The 19,300-nt window shown below is 68.9% G+C and carries 21 protein-coding genes; 9 read left to right on the top strand and 12 right to left on the bottom strand.

Annotated features, from left to right (window positions below; translation table 11 throughout):
* The first annotated feature begins 253 nt into the window (after positions 1–253).
* Positions 254–1,456 carry a pyridoxal phosphate-dependent aminotransferase gene (locus P7A99_RS13175; RefSeq protein WP_277794292.1) on the top strand — a complete coding sequence of 401 codons (1,203 nt, stop codon included), beginning with the start codon at positions 254–256 and terminating at the stop codon, positions 1,454–1,456.
* Between the two features lie 217 nt (positions 1,457–1,673).
* Here the strand turns inward: P7A99_RS13175 and P7A99_RS13170 are convergent, their stop codons facing one another.
* Positions 1,674–1,910 carry a DUF2171 domain-containing protein gene (locus P7A99_RS13170; protein ID WP_277794291.1) on the bottom strand — a complete coding sequence of 79 codons (237 nt, stop codon included), beginning with the start codon at positions 1,908–1,910 and terminating at the stop codon, positions 1,674–1,676.
* Between the two features lie 154 nt (positions 1,911–2,064).
* Between P7A99_RS13170 and P7A99_RS13165 the strand changes: the two genes are divergently transcribed.
* The 4 genes from P7A99_RS13165 to P7A99_RS13150 are packed head-to-tail and all read left to right on the top strand — an operon-like array spanning position 2,065 to position 4,299.
* Positions 2,065–2,652 (top strand): glutathione S-transferase family protein, encoded by a 588-nt coding sequence (locus P7A99_RS13165; RefSeq protein WP_277794290.1) that lies wholly within the window; start codon positions 2,065–2,067, stop codon positions 2,650–2,652.
* The gene (locus tag P7A99_RS13160; RefSeq protein ID WP_277794289.1) at positions 2,649–3,560 is read left to right on the top strand and encodes a DUF6807 family protein; all 912 of its coding nucleotides are present in this window, start codon (positions 2,649–2,651) and stop codon (positions 3,558–3,560) included. Before P7A99_RS13165 ends, P7A99_RS13160 begins: the two co-directional genes overlap by 4 nt.
* A 10-nt stretch (positions 3,561–3,570) precedes the next feature.
* On the top strand, positions 3,571–3,747 hold the full coding sequence (locus P7A99_RS13155; RefSeq protein ID WP_277794288.1) for a DUF4169 family protein: 177 nt from the start codon (positions 3,571–3,573) through the stop codon (positions 3,745–3,747).
* Positions 3,748–4,299, top strand: coding sequence for a hypothetical protein (locus P7A99_RS13150; RefSeq protein ID WP_277794287.1), 552 nt, complete (start codon positions 3,748–3,750; stop codon positions 4,297–4,299).
* Positions 4,300–4,308: 9 nt separating this feature from the next.
* Here the strand turns inward: P7A99_RS13150 and P7A99_RS13145 are convergent, their stop codons facing one another.
* Positions 4,309–4,473, bottom strand: a complete 165-nt coding sequence (locus P7A99_RS13145) for a hypothetical protein (RefSeq protein WP_277794286.1) — start codon at positions 4,471–4,473, stop codon at positions 4,309–4,311.
* Between the two features lie 94 nt (positions 4,474–4,567).
* Here P7A99_RS13145 and P7A99_RS13140 point away from each other — a divergent pair, with 94 nt between their 5' ends.
* Positions 4,568–5,488 (top strand): LysR substrate-binding domain-containing protein, encoded by a 921-nt coding sequence (locus P7A99_RS13140; RefSeq protein ID WP_277794285.1) that lies wholly within the window; start codon positions 4,568–4,570, stop codon positions 5,486–5,488.
* A 17-nt stretch (positions 5,489–5,505) separates the two neighbouring features.
* Here the strand turns inward: P7A99_RS13140 and P7A99_RS13135 are convergent, their stop codons facing one another.
* Both P7A99_RS13135 and P7A99_RS13130 read right to left on the bottom strand, forming a co-directional pair.
* On the bottom strand, positions 5,506–7,317 hold the full coding sequence (locus P7A99_RS13135; RefSeq protein ID WP_277794284.1) for a vWA domain-containing protein: 1,812 nt from the start codon (positions 7,315–7,317) through the stop codon (positions 5,506–5,508).
* Positions 7,318–7,389: 72 nt separating this feature from the next.
* Complete coding sequence (locus P7A99_RS13130) at positions 7,390–8,172, bottom strand: Coq4 family protein (protein ID WP_277794283.1); 783 nt, start codon at positions 8,170–8,172, stop codon at positions 7,390–7,392.
* Between the two features lie 91 nt (positions 8,173–8,263).
* Between P7A99_RS13130 and P7A99_RS13125 the strand changes: the two genes are divergently transcribed.
* Positions 8,264–8,473 (top strand): ribbon-helix-helix domain-containing protein, encoded by a 210-nt coding sequence (locus P7A99_RS13125; RefSeq protein ID WP_277794282.1) that lies wholly within the window; start codon positions 8,264–8,266, stop codon positions 8,471–8,473.
* Positions 8,474–8,625: 152 nt separating this feature from the next.
* Here the strand turns inward: P7A99_RS13125 and P7A99_RS13120 are convergent, their stop codons facing one another.
* Together P7A99_RS13120 and P7A99_RS13115 are read right to left on the bottom strand one after the other, a co-directional pair.
* The gene (locus P7A99_RS13120) at positions 8,626–8,847 is read right to left on the bottom strand and encodes a hypothetical protein (protein ID WP_277794281.1); all 222 of its coding nucleotides are present in this window, start codon (positions 8,845–8,847) and stop codon (positions 8,626–8,628) included.
* Between the two features lie 31 nt (positions 8,848–8,878).
* The gene (locus P7A99_RS13115; protein WP_277794280.1) at positions 8,879–9,103 is read right to left on the bottom strand and encodes a hypothetical protein; all 225 of its coding nucleotides are present in this window, start codon (positions 9,101–9,103) and stop codon (positions 8,879–8,881) included.
* 110 nt (positions 9,104–9,213) lie between these two features.
* On the opposite strand from P7A99_RS13115, the gene P7A99_RS13110 reads away from it, so the two are divergent.
* Complete coding sequence (locus P7A99_RS13110; protein ID WP_277794279.1) at positions 9,214–11,622, top strand: DUF3553 domain-containing protein; 2,409 nt, start codon at positions 9,214–9,216, stop codon at positions 11,620–11,622.
* The gene (locus tag P7A99_RS13105; RefSeq protein WP_277794278.1) at positions 11,622–12,149 is read left to right on the top strand and encodes an MOSC domain-containing protein; all 528 of its coding nucleotides are present in this window, start codon (positions 11,622–11,624) and stop codon (positions 12,147–12,149) included. The genes P7A99_RS13110 and P7A99_RS13105 overlap by 1 nt, the downstream gene beginning before the upstream one ends.
* On the opposite strand, the gene P7A99_RS13100 is transcribed toward P7A99_RS13105, so the two are convergent.
* From P7A99_RS13100 to P7A99_RS13075, 6 genes are all read right to left on the bottom strand, one after another.
* Positions 12,136–13,743, bottom strand: a complete 1,608-nt coding sequence (locus P7A99_RS13100) for a hypothetical protein (protein ID WP_277794277.1) — start codon at positions 13,741–13,743, stop codon at positions 12,136–12,138. The genes P7A99_RS13105 and P7A99_RS13100 overlap by 14 nt on opposite strands.
* Before the next feature lie 115 nt (positions 13,744–13,858).
* Positions 13,859–14,989, bottom strand: coding sequence for a PepSY-associated TM helix domain-containing protein (locus P7A99_RS13095; RefSeq protein WP_277794276.1), 1,131 nt, complete (start codon positions 14,987–14,989; stop codon positions 13,859–13,861).
* Positions 14,989–17,151 (bottom strand): TonB-dependent receptor, encoded by a 2,163-nt coding sequence (locus P7A99_RS13090; RefSeq protein WP_277794275.1) that lies wholly within the window; start codon positions 17,149–17,151, stop codon positions 14,989–14,991. The genes P7A99_RS13095 and P7A99_RS13090 overlap by 1 nt, the downstream gene beginning before the upstream one ends.
* A gap of 80 nt (positions 17,152–17,231) precedes the next feature.
* Entirely contained in the window at positions 17,232–17,639 is a 408-nt protein-coding gene (locus tag P7A99_RS13085; RefSeq protein WP_277794274.1) for a VOC family protein, read from the bottom strand.
* A gap of 79 nt (positions 17,640–17,718) precedes the next feature.
* Positions 17,719–18,273 (bottom strand): sugar O-acetyltransferase, encoded by a 555-nt coding sequence (locus P7A99_RS13080; RefSeq protein ID WP_277794273.1) that lies wholly within the window; start codon positions 18,271–18,273, stop codon positions 17,719–17,721.
* A gap of 75 nt (positions 18,274–18,348) precedes the next feature.
* Positions 18,349–19,227, bottom strand: coding sequence for a LysR family transcriptional regulator (locus P7A99_RS13075; protein ID WP_277794272.1), 879 nt, complete (start codon positions 19,225–19,227; stop codon positions 18,349–18,351).
* Between the last annotated feature and the right edge of the window lie 73 nt (positions 19,228–19,300).

Below are 19,300 nucleotides of genomic sequence, written 5' to 3'. Positions count from 1 at the left end.
CGCCCGCGCGATGCGGACGAACGGCCGTCTCCTTCCCTGGAGGATCGTCGAAAATGCTCCGACCACGTCCCCCGACGCGGGGTTCCGTCGTGCGCGCGACGGAACCTTGTTCTTTAATGGTAGCGGTAGCGCGGGCGACACAACCTGACAAGAAGCCGCGCTTTAAGCCCCCTCCCGCGTTGCGCCGCGAGGGGGTCGGGCGTAAAGACCGCCGCAATCCTGAAACCGGTCCTTTCCAGGGGAGTCCAAGACCATGTCGCTCGAGTCCGCCGCCCTGCGGCGCATCGCACCGTCGGCCACCATCGCCATCAGCGCCAAGGCGCGCGCGCTGAAAGCCGCCGGTCGTGACGTGATCGCCCTCTCGGCCGGCGAACCGGACTTCGACACCCCGGACAATATCAAGGACGCGGCCATCGCCGCCATCAAGGCCGGCAAGACCAAGTACACCGACCCGGACGGCATGCCCGAGCTGAAGGCCGCCATCTGCGCCAAGTTCAAGCGCGAGAACGGCCTGGAGTACAAGCCGAGCCAGGTGCACGTCGCCCCGGGCGGCAAGCCGGTGATCTACAACGCCTTCGTCGCCACCCTGAACCCGGGCGACGAGGTCATCATCCCCGCGCCGTACTGGGTGTCGTACCCCGACATGACCCTGCTGGCCGGCGGCACGCCGGTGTCGGTGGAGACCACCGCCGAGAGCGGCTTCAAGATCACGCCGCAAGCCCTGGAAGCGGCGATCACGCCCAAGTCCAAGTGGCTGATCATCAACAGCCCGTCAAACCCCTCGGGCGGCGCCTATACCCGCGCCGAGCTGCAGGCGATCGCCGACGTGCTGCTCAAGCACCCGCACGTCTGGGTGCTGACCGACGACATGTACGAGCACTTGGTGTTCGACGACTTCGAGTTCACCACCATCGCCCAGGTCGAGCCCAAGCTCTATGACCGCACCCTGACGATGAACGGCGTCTCGAAGGGCTATTCGATGACCGGCTGGCGCATCGGCTACGCCGCGGGTCCCGAAGCGCTGATCAAGGCCATGGGCAAGATGATCAGCCAGACGACCTCGAACCCCTGCTCGATCAGCCAATGGGCGGCCCTGGAGGCACTCAACGGCCCGCAGGACTTCATCAAGCCGAACGCCAAGCTGTTCCAGGAACGCCGCGACCTCGTGGTGTCGATGCTGAACCAGGCCACCGGCCTGCACTGCCCGACTCCGGAAGGCGCCTTCTACGTCTATCCCTCGTGCGCCGGCCTGATCGGCAAGACCGCTCCGTCGGGCAAGGTCATCGAGAGCGACGAGGACTTCGCCGTCGAACTGCTGGAGACCGAGGGCGTGGCCGTGGTGCACGGCGCGGCCTTCGGCCTGTCGCCGTTCTTCCGCATCAGCTACGCGACCAGCAACGAAGTGCTGGAAGACGCCTGCGGCCGTATTCAGCGCTTCTGCGCCAACGTGAAGTAAGGCGTTGGATTGAGCGCCAGATTGTGGATCTAGCGGTCTGAACAAAGGGGATCGGCTTTCGCCGGTCCCCTTTTTCATTGGCGCTGCAACCTGCGCCGATCTTCCCCGCGAAGGCGGGGACCCAAGCTGACTTTCAGGGTTCGGCGCCGCTACAGGTCATAGTCAAACTCGGCTTGGATCCCCGCCTTCGCGGGGATGCTCGGAGAGAAAAGAAAGGTCAGTGCTTCTCGCGCCAGCGGGCCTTGGCGTCTTCCTGGGTCAGGCTGAGGTGCACCACCTCCTCGTCGACGTACTCCACCCACGACAGCGGGATCATGTGGTGCTTGAGGCCGGAGCCCAGGTCTAGCTTGGCCAGCTCGATCTCGGTGCCGACCACGTGGTCGACCCGGCCGACATGCTTGCCGTCGGAACCGACCACCTCGAGATGTTCGCGGATCAGAGATGCATCCATCATCGGACATGTCCTCCCGTCGGCGCCGTCTCCACGGCGGCGCCATGGCCATTGAAACGGCTGTGGGCGACCATTGGTTTCCCGATTGCCGAGCCCATGCGTTCGCCTTACGTTCGCCGGCAAGACCGCAAGGCCAGACGGTTCAAGGAGACGCGCCATGCTCACCCTCTTCCACGCCCCGCGATCGCGATCGACGCGCTTCCTCTGGCTGCTGGAGGAGCTGGGCGCGCCCTACCGCATCGAGAAGGTCGACATCTTCCGCAGCATGAGCGGCACGGGCGCGCGCGACCCGCGCAATCCCCACCCGCATGGCCAGGTGCCCGCCCTGCTCGACGACGGCGTGCTGATCACTGAAAGCGCCGCCATCGCCCTCTACCTGACCGACAAGTTCCCCACCGCCGGCCTTGGCCCAATGATCAGCGATCCGCACCGCGGCCCCTACCTGTCGTGGCTGGCCTATTACGCCGGGGTGCTGGAACCGGCGGTGACCAATCTGTGGAAGCAGCGGCAGGACGACCAGGACAAGGCCCAGTACGCGGCCCTCGACGAGCGCCTGCGCACTACGCTGGAAAAGCAGCCCTGGCTGCTGGGCGAGCAGTTCTCGGCGGCCGACATCCTGTTCGTCAGCCTGCTGCAGTTCGCACGCCAGATGCTGCCGGCCCATGCCGTCTATGACGACTGGCTGGCCCGCGCCAACGCCCGCCCCGCCCTCGCCCGCGCCCTGGCCAAGGACGATCTGTCTTGAGAAAAGCCGCCCTCGCCGCTGTCCTCTTCCTTAGCGCCTCCACGCCGGCCCTGGCCGGCCGCATCGACGCCGTGCTCAGCGACGACGCCCTGACGATCACCGAGGACGGCAAGACCGTGCTGGTCTACCGCACCAAGCCGCTGGATCCGGCCAAGGAGCCCGGCCGCTCCAACTACGTCCATCCGCTGTACGCGCCGGACGGTACGGTGCTGACCGAGGACCGGCCCGCCGATCACCTGCACCAGCGGGGCGCCTTCTGGAGCTGGCACCAGGTGCTGGTCGACGGCAAGAGCATCGGCGACGGCTGGTTCATGCAGGGCCTCTCGTTCAACATCCACGACCGCAGCTTCGAGGCCGACGCCGCCGGGCGCGGCAAGGTGACGGTCAAGGCCGACTGGCTGGTCAGTTCGGGGCCGGAGGTGGTCTATGCCGCCACCGAGACGACCTCGGTGATCGTCCACCCGCTGAAGGGCGGCGCGCGGCGGATCGAGTTCGACACCACCATCACCGCCCGTACCGACAGCCTGGCCCTGGGCGGCAGCAACGACGTCAAGGGCTATGGCGGCTTCTCGATCCGCCTGATCCGCCCCGACGCCCTGGTGTTCGGCTCGGACGGCAAGCAGGTCAAAGCCCAGAACGAACCGGTCGAGGCCGGCAAGGCCATGGGCTTCGCCTGGCCCGCGGCGCCGGGCGTCCCGGCCTGGACCGTGGGACTGAGCTGCAAGGCCAACGGCAAGCCGGTCACCCGCTGGATCCTGCGCAACGAACTGTCGATGCAGAACTGCGTCTTCCCCGGCCGCGCGCCCTATGTGATCAAGAAGGGTGAAAGCCTGCGCCTGCAGGAAACCCTGATCATCCGCCCGGCCAGCAAGCGCACGCCCGCCCCGGCCGCCAAGCCCAAGACTTAAAGACCCGACCATGGCCGAGATCCTCAACCTCAACCACGCCCGCAAGGCCAAGGCCAAGAGCGACGCCAAGCAGACCGCCGCCGAGAACCGCGCCCGCTTTGGCCGCACCAAGGCGGAGAAGACGCTCGACGCGGCGCGAGCCGAAAAGCTGCAGAACGCCCTCGACGGCGCAAAGCGCGAGGACTGATTGCCCCGCTCTCCCTGGCCGTTCCAGGCCCTGGCGTTCCGCTTCGCGCCGGTGCTGGTCGCCGTCATCGCCTGGAACGCGATCTGGGATTGGGCGACGCCGGTCGATCCGGCCTGGACACCGTCGCCCCGCGAGCGGACGGTCCTGACCATAGGCGTGTTCAAGACCGCCACCGATACGCCTCGTGCCGACGGCTACGCGTTCGAGACGGTCGACGGACGCCGCCTGCGCCTGCGCTGCCGGCCGGCAGGCGCAGGCGCTGACGACTGCCTGAACGGCGGCGGTAAGGTCGGCGACCATTCGGGCCGCTACGCCACTGTGCGCTACTACGAGCGGGTCGAAAGCGGAGGCGCCGCGCCAAGGCTTGTGCTGCTGGGCGCCAAGTCAGGCCCGGACTGGTTGCTGCGCACCGACGACCAGAAAGCCAAGCTGACCGCGCTGGGCGAAACCGAACGGCGGCGCAAGGCGCACTTGCGGACGGCGATCTCGGCCGCAGCGACCCTCCTGGCCGGCTTCATCGGCCTTGTGCTCTTCCGCCGCTTCCGCCGCTGAGCGCCAGGCTCAGCGCGGAACGAGATAGCGCGCGCCCTTGGGCAGGCTGTCGCAGCTACCGACCACCCGCGTGGTCGGCGCTTCGCCCATCCGCTTCCAAGCGGCGATCAGGCGCTCGATCGCCCACACCCAGCCGAACGTAGTTTCCTTATGGGTCTTGTGGAACTCTTCCATGGCCGCATCTCCTGTTCCCGGCGACACAGGGAGGATCGGCCCGATCGAGGCCCGCGACAAACGTGGTTCGTTGAGCTATGGATAAGCCAGACTTATGGCTGACATTCTTGCTTCATACTCGCTGGGCGCCATCCGCGTCTTCGAGGCCGCCGCCCGGCTGAAGAGCTTCACGCGCGCCGCCGACGAGCTGGGCGTCACCCAGGCCGCCGTCAGCTGGCAGGTGAAGAGCCTGGAGCAGCGGCTGGGCCAGCCGCTGTTCGTGCGCAAGGTGCGCGAGGTCGACCTGACCCCGGCGGGCGAACGGCTGGCCCGCGCAGCCACCGAGTCCATGGGCCTGCTGCGCGCGGCGCTGTCGGACCTCGTGGAGGCCGACCAGGGCGTGCTGGCGATCACCACCATGCAGAGCCTGGCCAACCACTGGCTGGCCGCGCGCCTGGGCGCCTTCCAGCTGGCCCACCCGATGATCGCCGTGCGCCTGGAGGGCAGCCACGTCCTGCGCGACCTTGGGCGCGGCGAGGCGGACGTGGGGCTGCGCGCCGGCGATGGCCGCTGGCCCGGCCTGGCCGCCCACTTCCTGATGCCCTTCGTCCAGACCGCCCTGTGCTCGCCCGAGTTCCTGGCGCGGCATGGACCATTCGAGCGCCCGGCGGACCTGCTGGCCGCGCCGCGCATCGGCGCCTCTCGCGAATGGGAAGTGTGGTTCCGCGCCGCCGGCGTCGCGCCGCCACAGGGTCCCGAGGCCCCGCGCCTGGAAGCCGACGCCCAGTCGATCGAGGTGGCCTCGGCCCTGGCCGGCCAGGGTCTGGCCGTGGGCTCGCCGATCTTCTTCGCCGCCGAGATCGCGTCGGGACGGCTGATTCAGCCGTTCGACATCGCGCCGCACTACGGCGGCGGCTACTGGCTGGTCTATCCGGAGGATCGGCGACGCGTGCGCAAGATCGCCGCCTTCCGCGACTGGATCCTCCAGGCCGTGGCCGCCGATCCGTCCATCGACCGCCATGCGACGGCCGACTAGCGGACCGGCCAGCGGGCTCAGCCGGCCGAGGCCGCCTGGACCGTACGCGGCGTGCGCTTGAGCACCAGCCGCAGATCCAGGCGATCGTGGGTGAGGATCAGCGACCCGTCCTTGGCTATGCGGTAGTCGAAGACGAGCTGCGACTCCGTCAGGGCCACCTGGTCCTCGTTCGCCTCGTAGCCTTCCGGGTCATCGGGCGTGAAGGCCCCGCGCTTGAGGCGGCTGACGACCAGCTCGTCCTCTTTGAAGCGCAGTTGGTCGCCGCGCCTGACGTCGATCTGGCCCTCGCCGTCGACCCGCGCCACCGTCCAGGCGCCCAGCAGGTTCACCGGCCCCTCGGCCCTGGCCTCGCCGGCATAGCCCGCCAGGAAGGCCGCGCGGGTCAGCATCTCGGCCACCAGCTTGCGCTCGGGCTCCAGCCGCGGATCGGCCTGGGCCTTCAGGCGGCCGTCGAAGCCGCGCAGCACCTGGTAGGCGCCCTCCTCGTCGCCGTCCTTGTGATGCAGGGTCGCGGCGCGGTGCAGGGACTGAAACTCGTCCAGCAGCAGATGACCGAGCCGCAGTCCGTCGGACGCGTTTTCGGTGGGGGCGGCCACGGCCAGGATCTGGCGGGCCTGAGTCCCGTCGGCGGCGGCGACATAGCGCAGGTCGACGTCCAGCAGGCGCTCGCCCTTCGTCACGACCGGCTCGGGCAGGAAGGCCGCGCCCTGAGCCTTGGCCAGGGCCACGAACAACCCGCCGCCCTCGGTGCTGAGGAAGGCGGTCGGCACGGTCATCGACACCGCCCCGTCCGGCCCCGACTTCAGGTCGTCGCCCGGCACGCCGTAGACGCCGCTGATCCGATAGCCCGGCCGCGCCTTGACCGTGAGGGTCAGGTCGTAGGCCAGTTCGGAGACCATGGTGTCCAGCTTGGCGGCGAACACGGTCTCGACATCGGCTTTGTCGCGCAGGAAGTAGAGATTGCCGCCGCGCACGCTGGAGACCTTGGTCGCCAGGGGCGCGTCGAACTGCGTACCCACCCCGATGGTCGTCAGCCCCACGCCACGGTGCGAGGCCTCCCTGGCCATGCCCATGAAGCTCTGCGCATCGGTGCGGCCGACATTGGGTTGCTCGTCGGTGAACAGCATCACCCGGGTGACGCCCTTGAAGCTGTCGCGGGTGGCGAAAGCCGTCTCGTAGCCGACCTTCAGGCCCGCCTCCATGTTGGTGGAGCCCGCGCTCTCGATGGCGTCGATGGCCAGGCGGATGGCGGCGCGCTTGTCGCCGATCACCGTCGGCTCCAGGTGGCGATACGAGCGGTCGCCGTACAGCACGATGCTCAGCTGATCGCCGGGACGCAGCTGGTCCAGGATCTGGTGCAGGCTTTCGCGCACCCGCATCAAGGGCGCCCCCTGCATCGAGCCGGACTTGTCGACCACCGCCACCAGGTTCAGCGGCGCGCGTTTCCAGGTCTTGGCGTCGACTCCGCTGTCGAAGCCCAGCCCCACCAGGATTTTGTCGGCCGGCGACAGCGGCAGCTCGGCGCGCATGGCCTCGCCCGTGATGCACAGCACGCGCACGCAGGCTTCCTGGCCGGGAATCTTGAGGTCGTAGCCGCCCATGAGGCCCTCGGGCGTCAGGGTGTCGGGCAGCGGCATGCGGTTGGCCGCCGCCTCGCCGCGGAAGTGGTTGATGTCCTGAGCGCCGCCTTGGCGCACCCGCATGCCGCTGACGATGATCTCCTGGATGTCGATCTCGTCTTCAGGCGGCGGCGGGGTCTGGGCCCAGGCCGGTGCGGAGACAAGCGCCAGCGCCAGGATGGAGGCGGCGGACCAAAGGCGACGCGACATCGAAACCTCCCGTTTTAATTGCAGGAAGGCTAACGCCGCGCGCTCGGCGAGAACAAGTAAAATTGCTAAGGTTCAGGCGGCCCGCTGGTAGTGCTCGCGCAGGTCCTGCGGAATGACCTGGTATGTGGCGGGAGGCGTGATCCCGAGGACCCGCCGCGCCTCGTCCAGCGGCATGGCGAACAGGGCCGGATAGTCGACCTCGGGCAGCCAGGCTGCCTTGCGCCCGGCTCGCCAGGCTTCTCGCACCGCCTTGCCATAGGGCTGGCCGTCCTTGAGGCGGCGGAACTCCTGCGCGCCGGCGAAGGCGATCAAGGCAAAGCCCAGGCTGCGGGTCTGGGCGTAGGAGAAGGCCACCACGCAGACCTCGCCCAGCGCATCGGTGCCGTAGCCGGTCAGCACGTGCCAGACGTCGTGCACGTCGCGCAGGCGGCGGGCGTACCACAGCAGCGGATGGGCCGCGTCCATGTCGGCGTCGGCGACCTTGCGGCTCTCCTCGGCCAGGCCCTCGGCGGTCAGGCCGCGCGGGGCGATGAAGTCGCGATAGGCCGCGCCCACCGTGCCGGGCTGAAACTGCGCCAGCCAGGCCTCGTCCGACAGCCAGTCGGCGAACTCCTCGCGGCGATAGGCGATCGCCCCGCCCTGCGGGGTCTTCAGCAGGCGGGCGTAACCGTTCGGGATCGCGCGGCCGGAAAGCGCCCGCATCACCTCGAACACCTGGGCCGTGTCTTCCTTGTCGGCGATCAACCGACGGACGGCGCGAAACGCCCGCAAAGGCTGCAGGCGGAAGCTCGCATCGCGGGCGCCCAGCGGAGGACGCGCGGAAGTAGCGTCAAGGACTTGCGCGGCTGTGCTCATCAGGCATGCTCCCGGCGTGGCGTCACTAAAGATGACACGCCGTCATTTTTAATCAAGAGCCGAACCGACGTTCCGCCGGAGAGTTGCGCCGATGGGCAGTTTGAAAAAGCGATCGGTAAACCTGGCGGGCCACGCCACTTCGCTGGCCCTCGAGCCCGAGTTCTGGGCCGCGCTCGAGCGCATCGCCAAGCAGGACGCCGTCAGCATCGCCGCTCTGATCCAGCGCATCGACGTGGGCCGGGGCGAGCGCCCTCTGGCCTCGGCCTGCCGGGTATACGCCCTGCAGCGGGCGGGAAGCTGACCACAAGGAACCTCCCCCTGCGGGGAGGCGATCGCGTGGCGATCGGTGGGGGGCGTGCATGCCGAACCTGCCGGCGCCGGGGAGGCTGAAAACTTCCCCGCACCGGCCTTCGGCCGCCTCCCCCACGAGGGGAGGTTCCTTTAATGCCTCCCCTACCCCGGCCGCGGAACCGGCGACGGCAGCGGCTCGGGGTTGGGAGTCGGCATGGTCGGCGGCGCCAGGTCGGGCAGCCTCAGATCAGCGATGTCGGGCCGCACGACCAGCAGGCCCGAACGCCAGACGGCGTAGACCAGCAGGGCGACAAGAACCAGGACCGCCAGCAGCGCGGCGCCGCTCCAGGCCCCTTCGTGATGATGTCCATGATGGCGAGCCATGCCCGCCTCCTCTCTCCAGGCCCTAGACGGCTCAGCCAGGAGCCTTGGGCGCTTCGGGAACCTTCGGCGCTTCGGGCATCTTGGGTGCGTCCGGCAGCTTGGGCGCGGTCGCGGTGATGTCGACATCCACCGACTTCTTCTGGGTGAAGCCGCCGGAGAACATCAGGAAGCCCAGCACCGCGACGACGACCACCAGGGCGCCGACGATGAAGGCCAGGCCGCTGTTGCCCCCGCCTGACTTGCTCTCTTCCGCCATGTTCCTGCTCCTGTCTCGTCCCTGCCGATCAACGGGAGGGCCGCGGCCAGGGTTCCGCAAAGCCGCCTCCGGGGCTTAAGCCTGGGGAAGTTTGTGCTACATATGTTCCCATGTCTTCCGGCTTCGACTCGACCGACCCGTTCGGCGACCTCCCCGCTCCGCGCATCTCCGACCTCGCCCGCCCCCAGGCTCCCGGCGGCGGCAGTCCCGCGCCCGACTATCTGAGCGGGCTCAACACCGAGCAGCACGAAGCCGTCGTCACCACAGAGGGCCCGGTCCTGGTGCTGGCCGGGGCCGGCACCGGCAAGACCCGGGTGCTGACCACGCGCCTGGCCCACATCCTCGCCACCGGCCGCGCCCGGCCGTGGGAGATCCTGGCCGTCACCTTCACCAACAAGGCCGCGCGCGAGATGCGCGAGCGGATCACCCACATCATCGGTCCGGAAGCCGAGGGCCTGCGGTGGCTGGGAACCTTCCACTCGGTGGCCGCCCAGATCCTGCGCCGCCACGCCGAGCTGGTGGGGCTGAAGTCGAACTACACGATCATCGACACCGACGATAACGAGCGGCTGCTCAAGCAGCTGATCGAGGCCGAGAACATCGACGCCAAGCGCTGGACGCCGCGCATCCTGTCGGGCCTGATCGACGCCTGGAAGAACCGCGGCTGGACCCCCGACCGCGTGCCGCCCAGCGAGGCCGGCGAATTCGCCAACGGCAAGGGCATCAGCCTCTATCGCCAATACCAGGAGCGGCTGCGCATCCTGAACGCCTGCGACTTCGGCGACCTGCTGCTGCACAACATCACGATCTTCACCGGCAATCCGGACGTGCTGGCCGACTTCCAGCGGCGGTTCCAGTACGTGATGGTCGACGAGTACCAGGACACCAACGTCGCCCAGTACCTGTGGCTGCGCCTGCTGGCCCAGGGCCGCCAGAACGTCTGCTGCGTGGGCGACGACGACCAGTCGATCTACGGCTGGCGCGGGGCCGAGGTGGACAACATCCTACGCTTCGAGCGCGACTTCCCCGGCGCCAAGGTCGTGCGGCTGGAGCGCAACTACCGCTCGACCGAGCACATTCTCGCGGCCGCCTCGACCCTGATCACCGCCAACAAGGGGCGCCTGGGCAAGACCCTGTGGACCGAGGAAACCGGCGGCGAGAAGGTCAAGGTCTCGGGCGTCTGGGACGGCGAGGCCGAAAGCCGGATGGTCGCCGACGAGATCGAGAAGGCCAAGAAGGCCGGCCGCCGCTACAACCAGATGGCCATTCTGGTGCGCGCCAGCTTCCAGATGCGCGCCTTCGAAGAGCGCTTCGTGATGCTGCAGATCCCCTACAAGGTGGTCGGCGGCCCGCGCTTCTTCGAGCGGGCGGAAATCCGCGACGCCCACGCCTATCTGCGCCTGATCCAGTCGCCGGACGACGACCTGGCCTTCGAGCGCATCGTCAACACGCCCAAGCGCGGCATCGGCGACACCTCGGTGCAGAAGCTGCTGCAGATCGCCCGCATCGAGGGGATCTCCACGGTCGAGGCGGCCCGGGTGATCATCGGCAGCGACGACCTGCCGGCCCGCACCCGCACGGCGCTGTCCAACTTCATCCGCGACCTCGACCGCTGGCGCGCCCAGATCGGGAACATGCACCACCAGCGGGTGCTGGAGATGGTGCTGGAGGAAAGCGGCTACACCGACGCCCTGCGCCTGGACAAAGGCCCGCAGAGCCAGACGCGCCTCGAGAACCTCAAGGAACTGGTCCAGTCGATGGGCCAGTTCGACAGCCTGGAGGCCTATCTGGAGCACGTGTCGCTGGTCATGGACCTCGACCGCGAGGCCACCGGCGACGCCGTCTGGATCATGACCCTGCACTCGGCCAAGGGGCTGGAGTTCCCGCTGGTCTTCCTGCCCGGCTGGGAGGAAGGCGTGTTCCCCAGCCAGCGCAGCATGGACGACAAGGGCGAGAAGGGCCTCGAGGAAGAGCGGCGCCTGGCCTATGTGGGCATCACCCGTGCCCGCGAGGAGGCCCGCATCAGCTTCGTGGCCAACCGGCAGGTCTATGGGCGCTGGACCAGCCAGTTGCCGTCCCGCTTCGTCGACGAACTGCCGCTGGAGCACGTCGATGCGGGATCGGAAACCGGCTATTACGGCGGCGGCCCGGGCATGCAGCAGACGGTGTCGTCGCGCTGGGACGATCCGGGCGTCAGCGCCTTCCAGAGCGGCAGCTACGACAGCCCCGGCTGGAAGCGCGCGCAGGACCGGGTGCAGGCGCGCGGCTTCGCCGAGAAGGGCGGTAATGCGGCCTGGCGCGGCGGCGGCTCGGCCGCCCGGGCCAAGCCGATCGAGGGCGAAGGCCGGCTGGTGGCCGTCTCGGCCCCCACCAACAGCGCCTACAGCCGCGGCGACCGGGTGTTCCACGTCAAGTTCGGCTACGGCCAGGTGGCCTCGATCGAAGGCAACAAGCTGACCGTCAACTTCGACAAGGCCGGCGAGAAGAAGGTCATCGACAGCTTCGTCGAGAAGGCCTGATGGCGCAGGGGCCCAAGCGGGGGATCAATCCCGACAGCCCCCTCGCCCGGCTGATCGCCGGACCCATGCGGCCGGGTCGCCTGGTCTGGATCGGCCTGCGTCCGGCCCGCCGCGCGGCCCTGGTGTCCGTCGAACGCGCGCAGGTCACGGTCGAGACCGGTCTGGTCGGCGACCACTATGCCGGCCGTCCCGGCGGCCCGCGCCAGGTGACCCTGATCCAGGCCGAGGACCTCGCCGCCATCGCCGGCTTCCTGGGCCGCGACGAGCCCGCCTCCCCCTTCGACCTGCGCCGCAACCTGGTGGTCGCGGGGATCAACCTCCTGGGCCTGTCGGACAAGCGCTTCCGGATCGGCGGCGCGCTGCTGGAAGCCACCGGCGGCTGCCATCCGTGCAGCCGCATGAACCAGATCCTCGGCGAAGGCGGCTACAACGCCGTCCGCGGCCGGGGCGGCCTCACCGCCCGGGTGATCGAGGGCGGCGAAATCGCGGTGGGAGATGCGGTGACTGCCGAGGTCATTTCCGGCTGAAGGTCCGCCCGGCCATGTAGATCGACTTACCGGAGTCGCCCCACGGCACGCAAAGCACCGTCTCGGTGCGGCCGTCGTCATAGCTGAGCTCGATGCTGACGCCGTTCAGGCGATAGCTGCCGCGGTGCGAGGCGCCGTCGTCGCGGCGGCCCTGCGCGCCGGCGAAGACCCCCTCGCCCCCGCCTCCGGCCGAACTCGTCGTGCCCTTGCCGGTCGACAGGCTGCTGGAACTGGCGACGAAGCCGTTCATGGCGGCCATCGAGCCCGAGCCGCCCTGGGCGAAACCCAGTCGCTCGAAGCGCCCCGCTCCTGTGAACACGTAGGTCGTCGACTGATGCACGCCGCCAGTCATCAGGCTGCCGGTGAACGACTGGGCGTTGTAAGCCCCCTCCAGGGTCTGGCCAGGGGACCAGCTGCCGGTGAGAAATCCGCGCTTGGACCGCCACTCGCCGGGCGCGCCGAAATCGTCCTGCTCCTGCACCTCGTAGCCGGCGCCCGTCTTGCGCCAACGCCCCCACAGTTGCGGCTCCAATTGCCTGGACCGCGCCACGTCAAGGCGGTCGGGCGTGACGCCCTCGCCGCTGTAGAAGGTGCCATCCTTGAGCAGCAGCAGCACGCTCTCACTGAGACCGCCCCCAATGATGACCCGGTTCTCGTAGAGCAGGCCGTGGATGGCGACCGGTTTTACGCCCTGCCCTGGGACGGCGAGAACCTTGTCGCCGACGCCGATCCTCGCCAGGCCAGGCTTGTCGGAGATGGTGGCGGGCTTGAGCCCGGCCGGATCGACGATCCGCACCTTTCTCATGAAGGCCAGGCTGCCGGGCAGTTCGGTGAACTCGCCCTCGATCGTGATCAGCTGGCCTTCGAGGGCCGCCAGCCTGTCGGTCGCCATGCCGGTGCTGACCCACATGCGCGAGCGAAACACGCCGTCGTCGCTGACCAGGAAATAGCTGTCCTTGGCCCGGTGCACCTTGCCCTGGATGTAGATCGGGGCCTGCGCCATGCGCCGCGCCTGGTCGTAGTTCTTGTCGGGCCCCCACCACGAGCGGACCAGGGCCGTCAGCTGGGCCGGCGTGTAGTATACCGCGCCCGCTTGGGCCGGGCCTGCAACCAGCGCCCCGCCCGAACCAGCGGCGGCGGCGGATGTGGACGTTCCGTGGGCCGCCAGAGCCTTGTCGAGGCCGCCGTAGAGCGAGGCGAACGACTTGCGCACGTCGTATGGCGGATAGTCGAGCCAGCCGGCGATCTTCGGGCAGTTTTGGGCGGCCGGGCCCATGGCCTTGAACTTCTCGGCGCCCGAGACGGCGGCGGCGGCCATTTTCTCGCGCACGACGGCCAGTCGTTGCGGCCCCAACGCCTTCTCGATCTGCGGTAGCAGCGCGTTCTGGCGCCAGGCGCGCCACCGACCGCGCGCGCCGCCTGTCGCGCTTGGCGCCGCAGCCTCGCAGTGGCCGATCAGGGCGTCGGCCAGCATATCCAGGCCGACGATCTCGACCGCAGCGGCCAGCCCCGGATCGTCCGGCTGGCGGGCCTGAACGCCGAAGGGAACCATCGCCAGGACGAGCGCCCAGACCACACCGCTCCGACCGTTCATGATCCCTCTCGCCAAGCCGCCGAAGACGACCATGACGGCGAAAGCCGACAGTCGCGCGACGCCCATCCTGACGCCAGCTTCACCACGGCGACACTGGGAAGAACCCTAGCGAGGCTCAGGCCTCGACAGGTTCGGGCTTGGGCTTGGGCATTGGCGGCGAGACGGCCTTCTTCTTGCGCCGCTTGGGCAGACCAGACGGATTGCCCCAGAAGGTGACCACCGCCAGCGTGCCCAGCAGCGTCAGGGCCAGGCCCGACACCGTCATGACCAGGCGATAGGCCAGCCCGCCGACCTTGGCCGCGTGCAGCGGGAAGTCGGCGTTGGTGATCCGCGAGCCCAGCGGCATGGCCTGGGCGTCGCGCGAGGCGACCATCTTGCCGGTGGCCGGGTCGAACCAGGCCATGGTCCGGCCGTTGGGCAGCCACTCGGGCTGCTGGCGAAGGCGGATCGAGATCAGGCCGCCGGTCTTGGCCGGCAGGCCGATGGTGCGCACCTCGGCGCCGGGGAAGCGGGCCTGGGCCTGGCCGATCACCCTGCCCCAGTCGAGGTCGGCGGCCAGCTTGCCGCCCTTGATCTTCGGCGGGGCCGAGGCCTTTTCCATCGTCGCCGGCGAGGAGAACGGCGCGCGCAGGGCTTGCGAGAACCATTTCAGGTTCATGGTCGCGCCCGTCGCCAGCGACAGGATCAGCAGCGGCGCCACCAGCACCCCGAGGTCGCGGTGATGGTGGACGATGGCTGCCCGCTTCATCATCCGCGGCCAGGCGCGCAGGTGGAACATCCGCCGGGTCGGCCACCACAGGATAAGGCCCGTGATCACGAAGCCGAGGCCTGCGAGACCCGCGATCCCGCCGACGATCTCGCCCGTGTCACCTGCGAACAGGTGATGGTGGAAATCGAACAGCCACACTTCCGGCCGCGCCCAGTTGGAGGTCCAGGCCTGGACGATGGCGCCGTCCTGGTCGGCATAGGCGCCCTTCTGCGTCTCGCCGGGATAGGACAGCTTGTGCAGACCCTTGCGCTCGGTCGCCAGCACGATCGAGCGAGGACGGTCCTCCGCTGCGAAGATCCGCGTCGCCGCCGCCGCCAGGGTGGCCGTGTCCTGCCGCTGGGCGTCGGCGGCGTGGGGCACGGTGGCGCGCAGGAACGCGTCCTCGTGCACCAGCAGCGCGCCGGTGAAGCCCAGCAGGGCCAGCAGAAGCCCGATCAGCCCCCCGGCCCAGCGATGCAGCAGGCGCAGGGTCTTCATCAGAAGCGCGCCGTCCAGCCCAGCGTCGCGGTGCGGCCGCGGCCGGCGTAGAACTTGTCCTTGGCCGGGGCGACGGTGTCGGAGTTGTAGGTGATGTACTGCTTGTTCAAGAGGTTCAGCACGCCCAGCGAAAGTTCTCCCACCGGCAGCTGATAGCTCACGAAGCCGTCGGTCAGGGTATAGCCGTCGAAGTCGTCCTTCACGAGCGCGTTGCTCATGTTGCGCTGCAGATAAGCCCGCACCTGCAGGCGCAGGGTCCATTTGCCGGTGGCGTAGTCGGCCGCCAGGTTGATGCGGTCGGGCGAGATGTTGGCGCCGTCGAGATCGGTGTCCAGGCTGCCGTCGCCGTTGGCGTCGGTCTGGCCGCGCAGGCGGGCGTAGCCGGCCGACAGGTCCAGGCCCTCGATCGAGGTCCTGGTCTTCACGTTGACCTCAAGCCCCTCGATGGCGACCTTCTGGCGCTGTACGTCGAAGATGCCGCCCGAGTTCTTGACCAGCAGTTGGCCCAGCTTCGACGACGACCAGAAGTAGGCGACGCTGGCGTCGATCGGCCCGCGCTTCCACTCGCCGCCGATCTCGCGGTTGTTCGACACGATCGGCTCGATGCTGAGATAGGTGTCGACATCGACGTTGGCGACATTGATCGACCGCAGAATTCGGCCGACGTCCGGCACGGTGTAGCCTTCCGCGTAGCTGGCGTAGAGGCGCAGGCCCGAGGCCGGCTCGAACACCACCCCGCCGTTGGCCAGGGTGGCCTTGAAGTCGGGATTGCCGCCGGCGACCTTGCGCGAGCCGTACGAGGCCAGGGTCTCGAAGTCGTCGACCTTCAGCTCGACGTTCTCGAAGCGCACGCCGCCGGCCAGGCGCAGGCGGCCGTCCAGCAGCGCGTAGTTGCCCTGGATGAACGGCGCGACGCTCTGGAACTTGGTCGGCGGCACCCAGGCGCGGCCGGTGGTGATCAGCATCTGCTCGGTGCGGTCGTTCATGGCGTCAAGGCCGACCGTGGCGGTCAGGTTCTCGATGCCCGGCACCTGGCGCTCGTAGTTCATCCGCGCGCCCAGCTTGCGCGAGCGGTTCGACGACTGGTCGAACAGCGTGCCCGAAGGCGCGATCCGCACGTCCTGGAAGGTGGCGCTGATGTCGCCGCCGAAGGTGTCGCGCGAGCGGTTGTAGAAGACCTGGGCGGTGAAATCGCCGCCGAAGAGGTCGCTGTCGCTCAGTTGCGCCGACACGGTCTCGACCCGGTTGGCGGCCGGCACGCCGGGCACGTCGCCATGGATCGAGGTGGTCGGCAGGCGCCTGGCGCGGTTGCCGTCGGTGACCGCGGGGGCCGTGCCGGTGATCGTCACGTAGTCGCCGTCGCCCTTTAGCTCGAAGCGGTTGGCGACCACGTCGAGGCGGACGGTGTCGTTCAGCTGCCAGCCCAGGCGGCCGAAGAACGACAGGGCCTTGGAGTCCTGGACGTCGCCCTGGGTGTTGTCCATGCCGATGCGGCGGCCGTTCGCGTCGTAGTAGGCGCCGCGCTTTTCCCAGGCCACGCCGGCGGTGGCGTCGAACGCGCCCTGGCGCCAGGCGACCAGGCCGCCGAGCTTGGCGCCGATGCTGTCGCCCATGTCGTGGCCGATGGTGGTCTGGGTCAGCACCTTGCCCGAGACGCCGTCCTTGCGGGGCGGGCCGACCGTCACCTGGTTGACCACGCCGCCGGTGGCGCCGATGCCCTGCAGGGCGTTGGAGCCGTAGATCAGCTCGACGCGGTCGATGAAGAACGGATCGATGGTGTAGCCGTCGCGCGAGCCGTCACGGATCGGGGTCGACTGCGGGATCCCGTTGATGGCGAACAGCGGCGAGCGCCCGCGCAGGCTCTCGCCCGAGCCCGACAGCTTCTCGCGGGTCGGCGAGAACGAGGGCGACAGGTTCGAGATGGCGTCGACCGCCGAGCCGCTGACGGCCAGTTGCTGGCTGAGGTTGCGGCTGTCGATCACGTCCACCGTCAGCGGCAGGGCCGTGACCGGCAGCTTGGTGCGGGCGGCGGTGACGACCACGCGTTCGACGTCGTCGGCCTGCCCCTGGGCATGGGCGGCGGCGCCGGTCGAGAGCGCCGCCAGGCTGAGCGTCGAGAACAGGGCGCGCCGGGCGGCGGCGCGCGAAAAACGGAGTCGCATGAACCATCCCCTAGAAAGAAACGGGGCTATTGGCGCAACTGCGACTGAGTTTCAATCCTGAAATGCTGTCCGACAGGCGATCAGCCGCCCTGCGCCATGGCGGCCATGTCCATGTACATCAGCTCCCAGACGTGGCCGTCGGGATCCTGGAAGCTGGCGCCGTACATCGGGCCCATGTCCATGATCGGCTTCCAGGCCTTGCCGCCGTTCGCCAGGGCCTTGGCCAGCAGGTCGTCGACCTCCTCGCGGCTTGCCGCCGACAGGCAGGTCAGCACCTCGGTGGCGGCGTGGGCGTCGCCGATCTCGCCGTTGATGAACTGGCGGAACTTGTCGTGGGTCAGCAGCATCACGAAGATCGTGTCGGAGACCACGACACAGGCGGCGGTCTCGTCGCTGAACTGCGGATTGATCGAGAAGCCCAGGGCCTCGAAGAAGGCCTTGGAGCGGTCGAGGTCGGCGACCGGCAGGTTGACGAAGATCATGCGCATGGCGGCGGTTCCCTAATGATGTTGTCGGGCCAAGGACGCTGGCCGGGCCCTGATCCCGACATCCTGCCCGAATTTTTTGTCAGGCCTTCACACGGGCTGGGTTGCCCACCGCCGTGGTGCCGGCGGGAACGTCGCGGGTGACCACCGCCCCGGCCCCGATCACCGCGCCGTCGCCGATGGTGACGCCCGGGACGATGATCGCCCCGCCGCCGATCCAGACGTCCTTGCCGATGACCACCGGCCGGCCGAACTCCAGTCCGGTCTTGCGAGTATCCAGATCGCGAGGGTGATCAGCGGCGAAGATCTTCACGTGCGGGCCGATCATCGTGCGGTCGCCGATGGTCACCGCCACCACGTCGAGGATCACGCAGCCGAAGTTCATGAACACCCCGTCGCCCAGGGTGATGTTGTAGCCGTAGTCGCAGTGGAACGGCGCGCGGATGTTGACCCCTACGCCGACGCCGCCGAACAGCTCGGTCAGCAGAGCGTGGCGCTGGACGATCGTCTGGCCCGGCGCGTTGAAGCGCTCCATCCAGGCCAGGGTCTGCTCCTGGTCGGCGACGATCTCGGCGTCCATCGGATTGTAGAGTTCGCCGGCCAGCATGCGCTGTTTCTGGGTGCGGTCGTCGGTCAAGGCGCTCTCCGGAATACGATACCGTTTCAAGGGGATGGACCGGCGGCGGACTGCAAACAATGAAAAACGCCGGGCTCAGCTCTCGTCCAGCCGCCGGGCCAGGGCCGCCACGAACAGTCGCACCTTGGCCGGCGCCTGGCGTGCGGTGGGATAGACGGCCCAGATCGACCAGCCCGGCAGGACGGCGTCTTCCAGCGGCAGCTCGACGAGGCGGCCGTCGGCCACCTCGTCGCGCACGTCCCAGGCCGACAGCGGCGTGATGCCGGCCCCGCCCAGGCAGGCCTGATGCAGCCCTTCGACGCCGCTGGCGGTGAACCGACCCGCGACCTTCTGCTGGACCTGCCGTCCGCCGGACACGAAGGCCCAGTGGGTCGCGCCGCTCATGGTCAGGCAGTCGTGTCCGGAAAGGTCGGCGAGCCTGGCGGGTCGCCCCCGCCGCTCCAGATAGTCCGGCGAGGCGTAGAGGGCGCGCGGATTGTCGGCGAGGCGCCGGGCGATCAGCGAATTGTCGCGCAGCGGCGCGATGCGAACGGCCAGGTCGATGCCGCCGGCGACGATGTCGACGACGCTGTCGGTCAGCAGCAGGTCGACCGACACCTCGGGATTGGCTTGCATGAAGGCCGCCACGGCCGGAGCCACCACCTTGCGGCCGAAGGCGGCCGAGGCGGTGATCCGCAGCAGGCCCGAGGCCCCGGCGTCCGACGGCCGGATCGCCGCGCGGGCGGCGGCCTCGCCCTCCAGCATGGCCTGGGCGTGCGGCAGGAAGGCCTCGCCCTCGCTGGTCAGAGACAGGGCCCGGGTCGTGCGGTGAACCAGGCGCGCGCCGACCTCCTGCTCCAGCGCCGCCATCCGCCGCGAGGCGGCCATTGGCGTGATCCCCAGCCGTCGCGCCGCGCCCGCCAGGCTGCCGGCCCGGGCCGCTTCCACGAAGACGCCGACGTCGGCGAGGTCCATTCTATCGAATTCCGTTATGCCAGCTTACCGCAAGGCCATACTATAAACAGTGGCGGGATGCTCTATATAGCTC

The organism is Caulobacter endophyticus, assembly GCF_029543245.1.
Taxonomy (GTDB): Bacteria; Pseudomonadota; Alphaproteobacteria; order Caulobacterales; family Caulobacteraceae; genus Caulobacter; species Caulobacter endophyticus_A.
The sequence above is the reverse complement of the archived record's forward strand: the minus strand, read 5'-3'. Positions and strand labels throughout refer to the sequence as shown.

What these genes read in the sequence shown, in the direction of transcription:
- P7A99_RS13175 (WP_277794292.1), top strand. Translation starts at nt 254, where the DNA reads ATGTCGCTCGAGTCCGCCGCCCTGCGGCGCATCGCACCGTCGGCCACC.
- P7A99_RS13170 (WP_277794291.1), bottom strand. Translation starts at nt 1,910, where the DNA reads ATGATGGATGCATCTCTGATCCGCGAACATCTCGAGGTGGTCGGTTCC.
- P7A99_RS13165 (WP_277794290.1), top strand. Translation starts at nt 2,065, where the DNA reads ATGCTCACCCTCTTCCACGCCCCGCGATCGCGATCGACGCGCTTCCTC.
- P7A99_RS13155 (WP_277794288.1), top strand. Translation starts at nt 3,571, where the DNA reads ATGGCCGAGATCCTCAACCTCAACCACGCCCGCAAGGCCAAGGCCAAG.
- P7A99_RS13145 (WP_277794286.1), bottom strand. Translation starts at nt 4,473, where the DNA reads ATGGAAGAGTTCCACAAGACCCATAAGGAAACTACGTTCGGCTGGGTG.
- P7A99_RS13140 (WP_277794285.1), top strand. Translation starts at nt 4,568, where the DNA reads ATGGCTGACATTCTTGCTTCATACTCGCTGGGCGCCATCCGCGTCTTC.
- P7A99_RS13135 (WP_277794284.1), bottom strand. Translation starts at nt 7,317, where the DNA reads ATGTCGCGTCGCCTTTGGTCCGCCGCCTCCATCCTGGCGCTGGCGCTT.
- P7A99_RS13130 (WP_277794283.1), bottom strand. Translation starts at nt 8,172, where the DNA reads ATGAGCACAGCCGCGCAAGTCCTTGACGCTACTTCCGCGCGTCCTCCG.
- P7A99_RS13125 (WP_277794282.1), top strand. Translation starts at nt 8,264, where the DNA reads ATGGGCAGTTTGAAAAAGCGATCGGTAAACCTGGCGGGCCACGCCACT.
- P7A99_RS13120 (WP_277794281.1), bottom strand. Translation starts at nt 8,847, where the DNA reads ATGGCTCGCCATCATGGACATCATCACGAAGGGGCCTGGAGCGGCGCC.
- P7A99_RS13115 (WP_277794280.1), bottom strand. Translation starts at nt 9,103, where the DNA reads ATGGCGGAAGAGAGCAAGTCAGGCGGGGGCAACAGCGGCCTGGCCTTC.
- P7A99_RS13110 (WP_277794279.1), top strand. Translation starts at nt 9,214, where the DNA reads ATGTCTTCCGGCTTCGACTCGACCGACCCGTTCGGCGACCTCCCCGCT.
- P7A99_RS13105 (WP_277794278.1), top strand. Translation starts at nt 11,622, where the DNA reads ATGGCGCAGGGGCCCAAGCGGGGGATCAATCCCGACAGCCCCCTCGCC.
- P7A99_RS13100 (WP_277794277.1), bottom strand. Translation starts at nt 13,743, where the DNA reads ATGAACGGTCGGAGCGGTGTGGTCTGGGCGCTCGTCCTGGCGATGGTT.
- P7A99_RS13095 (WP_277794276.1), bottom strand. Translation starts at nt 14,989, where the DNA reads ATGAAGACCCTGCGCCTGCTGCATCGCTGGGCCGGGGGGCTGATCGGG.
- P7A99_RS13090 (WP_277794275.1), bottom strand. Translation starts at nt 17,151, where the DNA reads ATGCGACTCCGTTTTTCGCGCGCCGCCGCCCGGCGCGCCCTGTTCTCG.
- P7A99_RS13085 (WP_277794274.1), bottom strand. Translation starts at nt 17,639, where the DNA reads ATGCGCATGATCTTCGTCAACCTGCCGGTCGCCGACCTCGACCGCTCC.
- P7A99_RS13075 (WP_277794272.1), bottom strand. Translation starts at nt 19,227, where the DNA reads ATGGACCTCGCCGACGTCGGCGTCTTCGTGGAAGCGGCCCGGGCCGGC.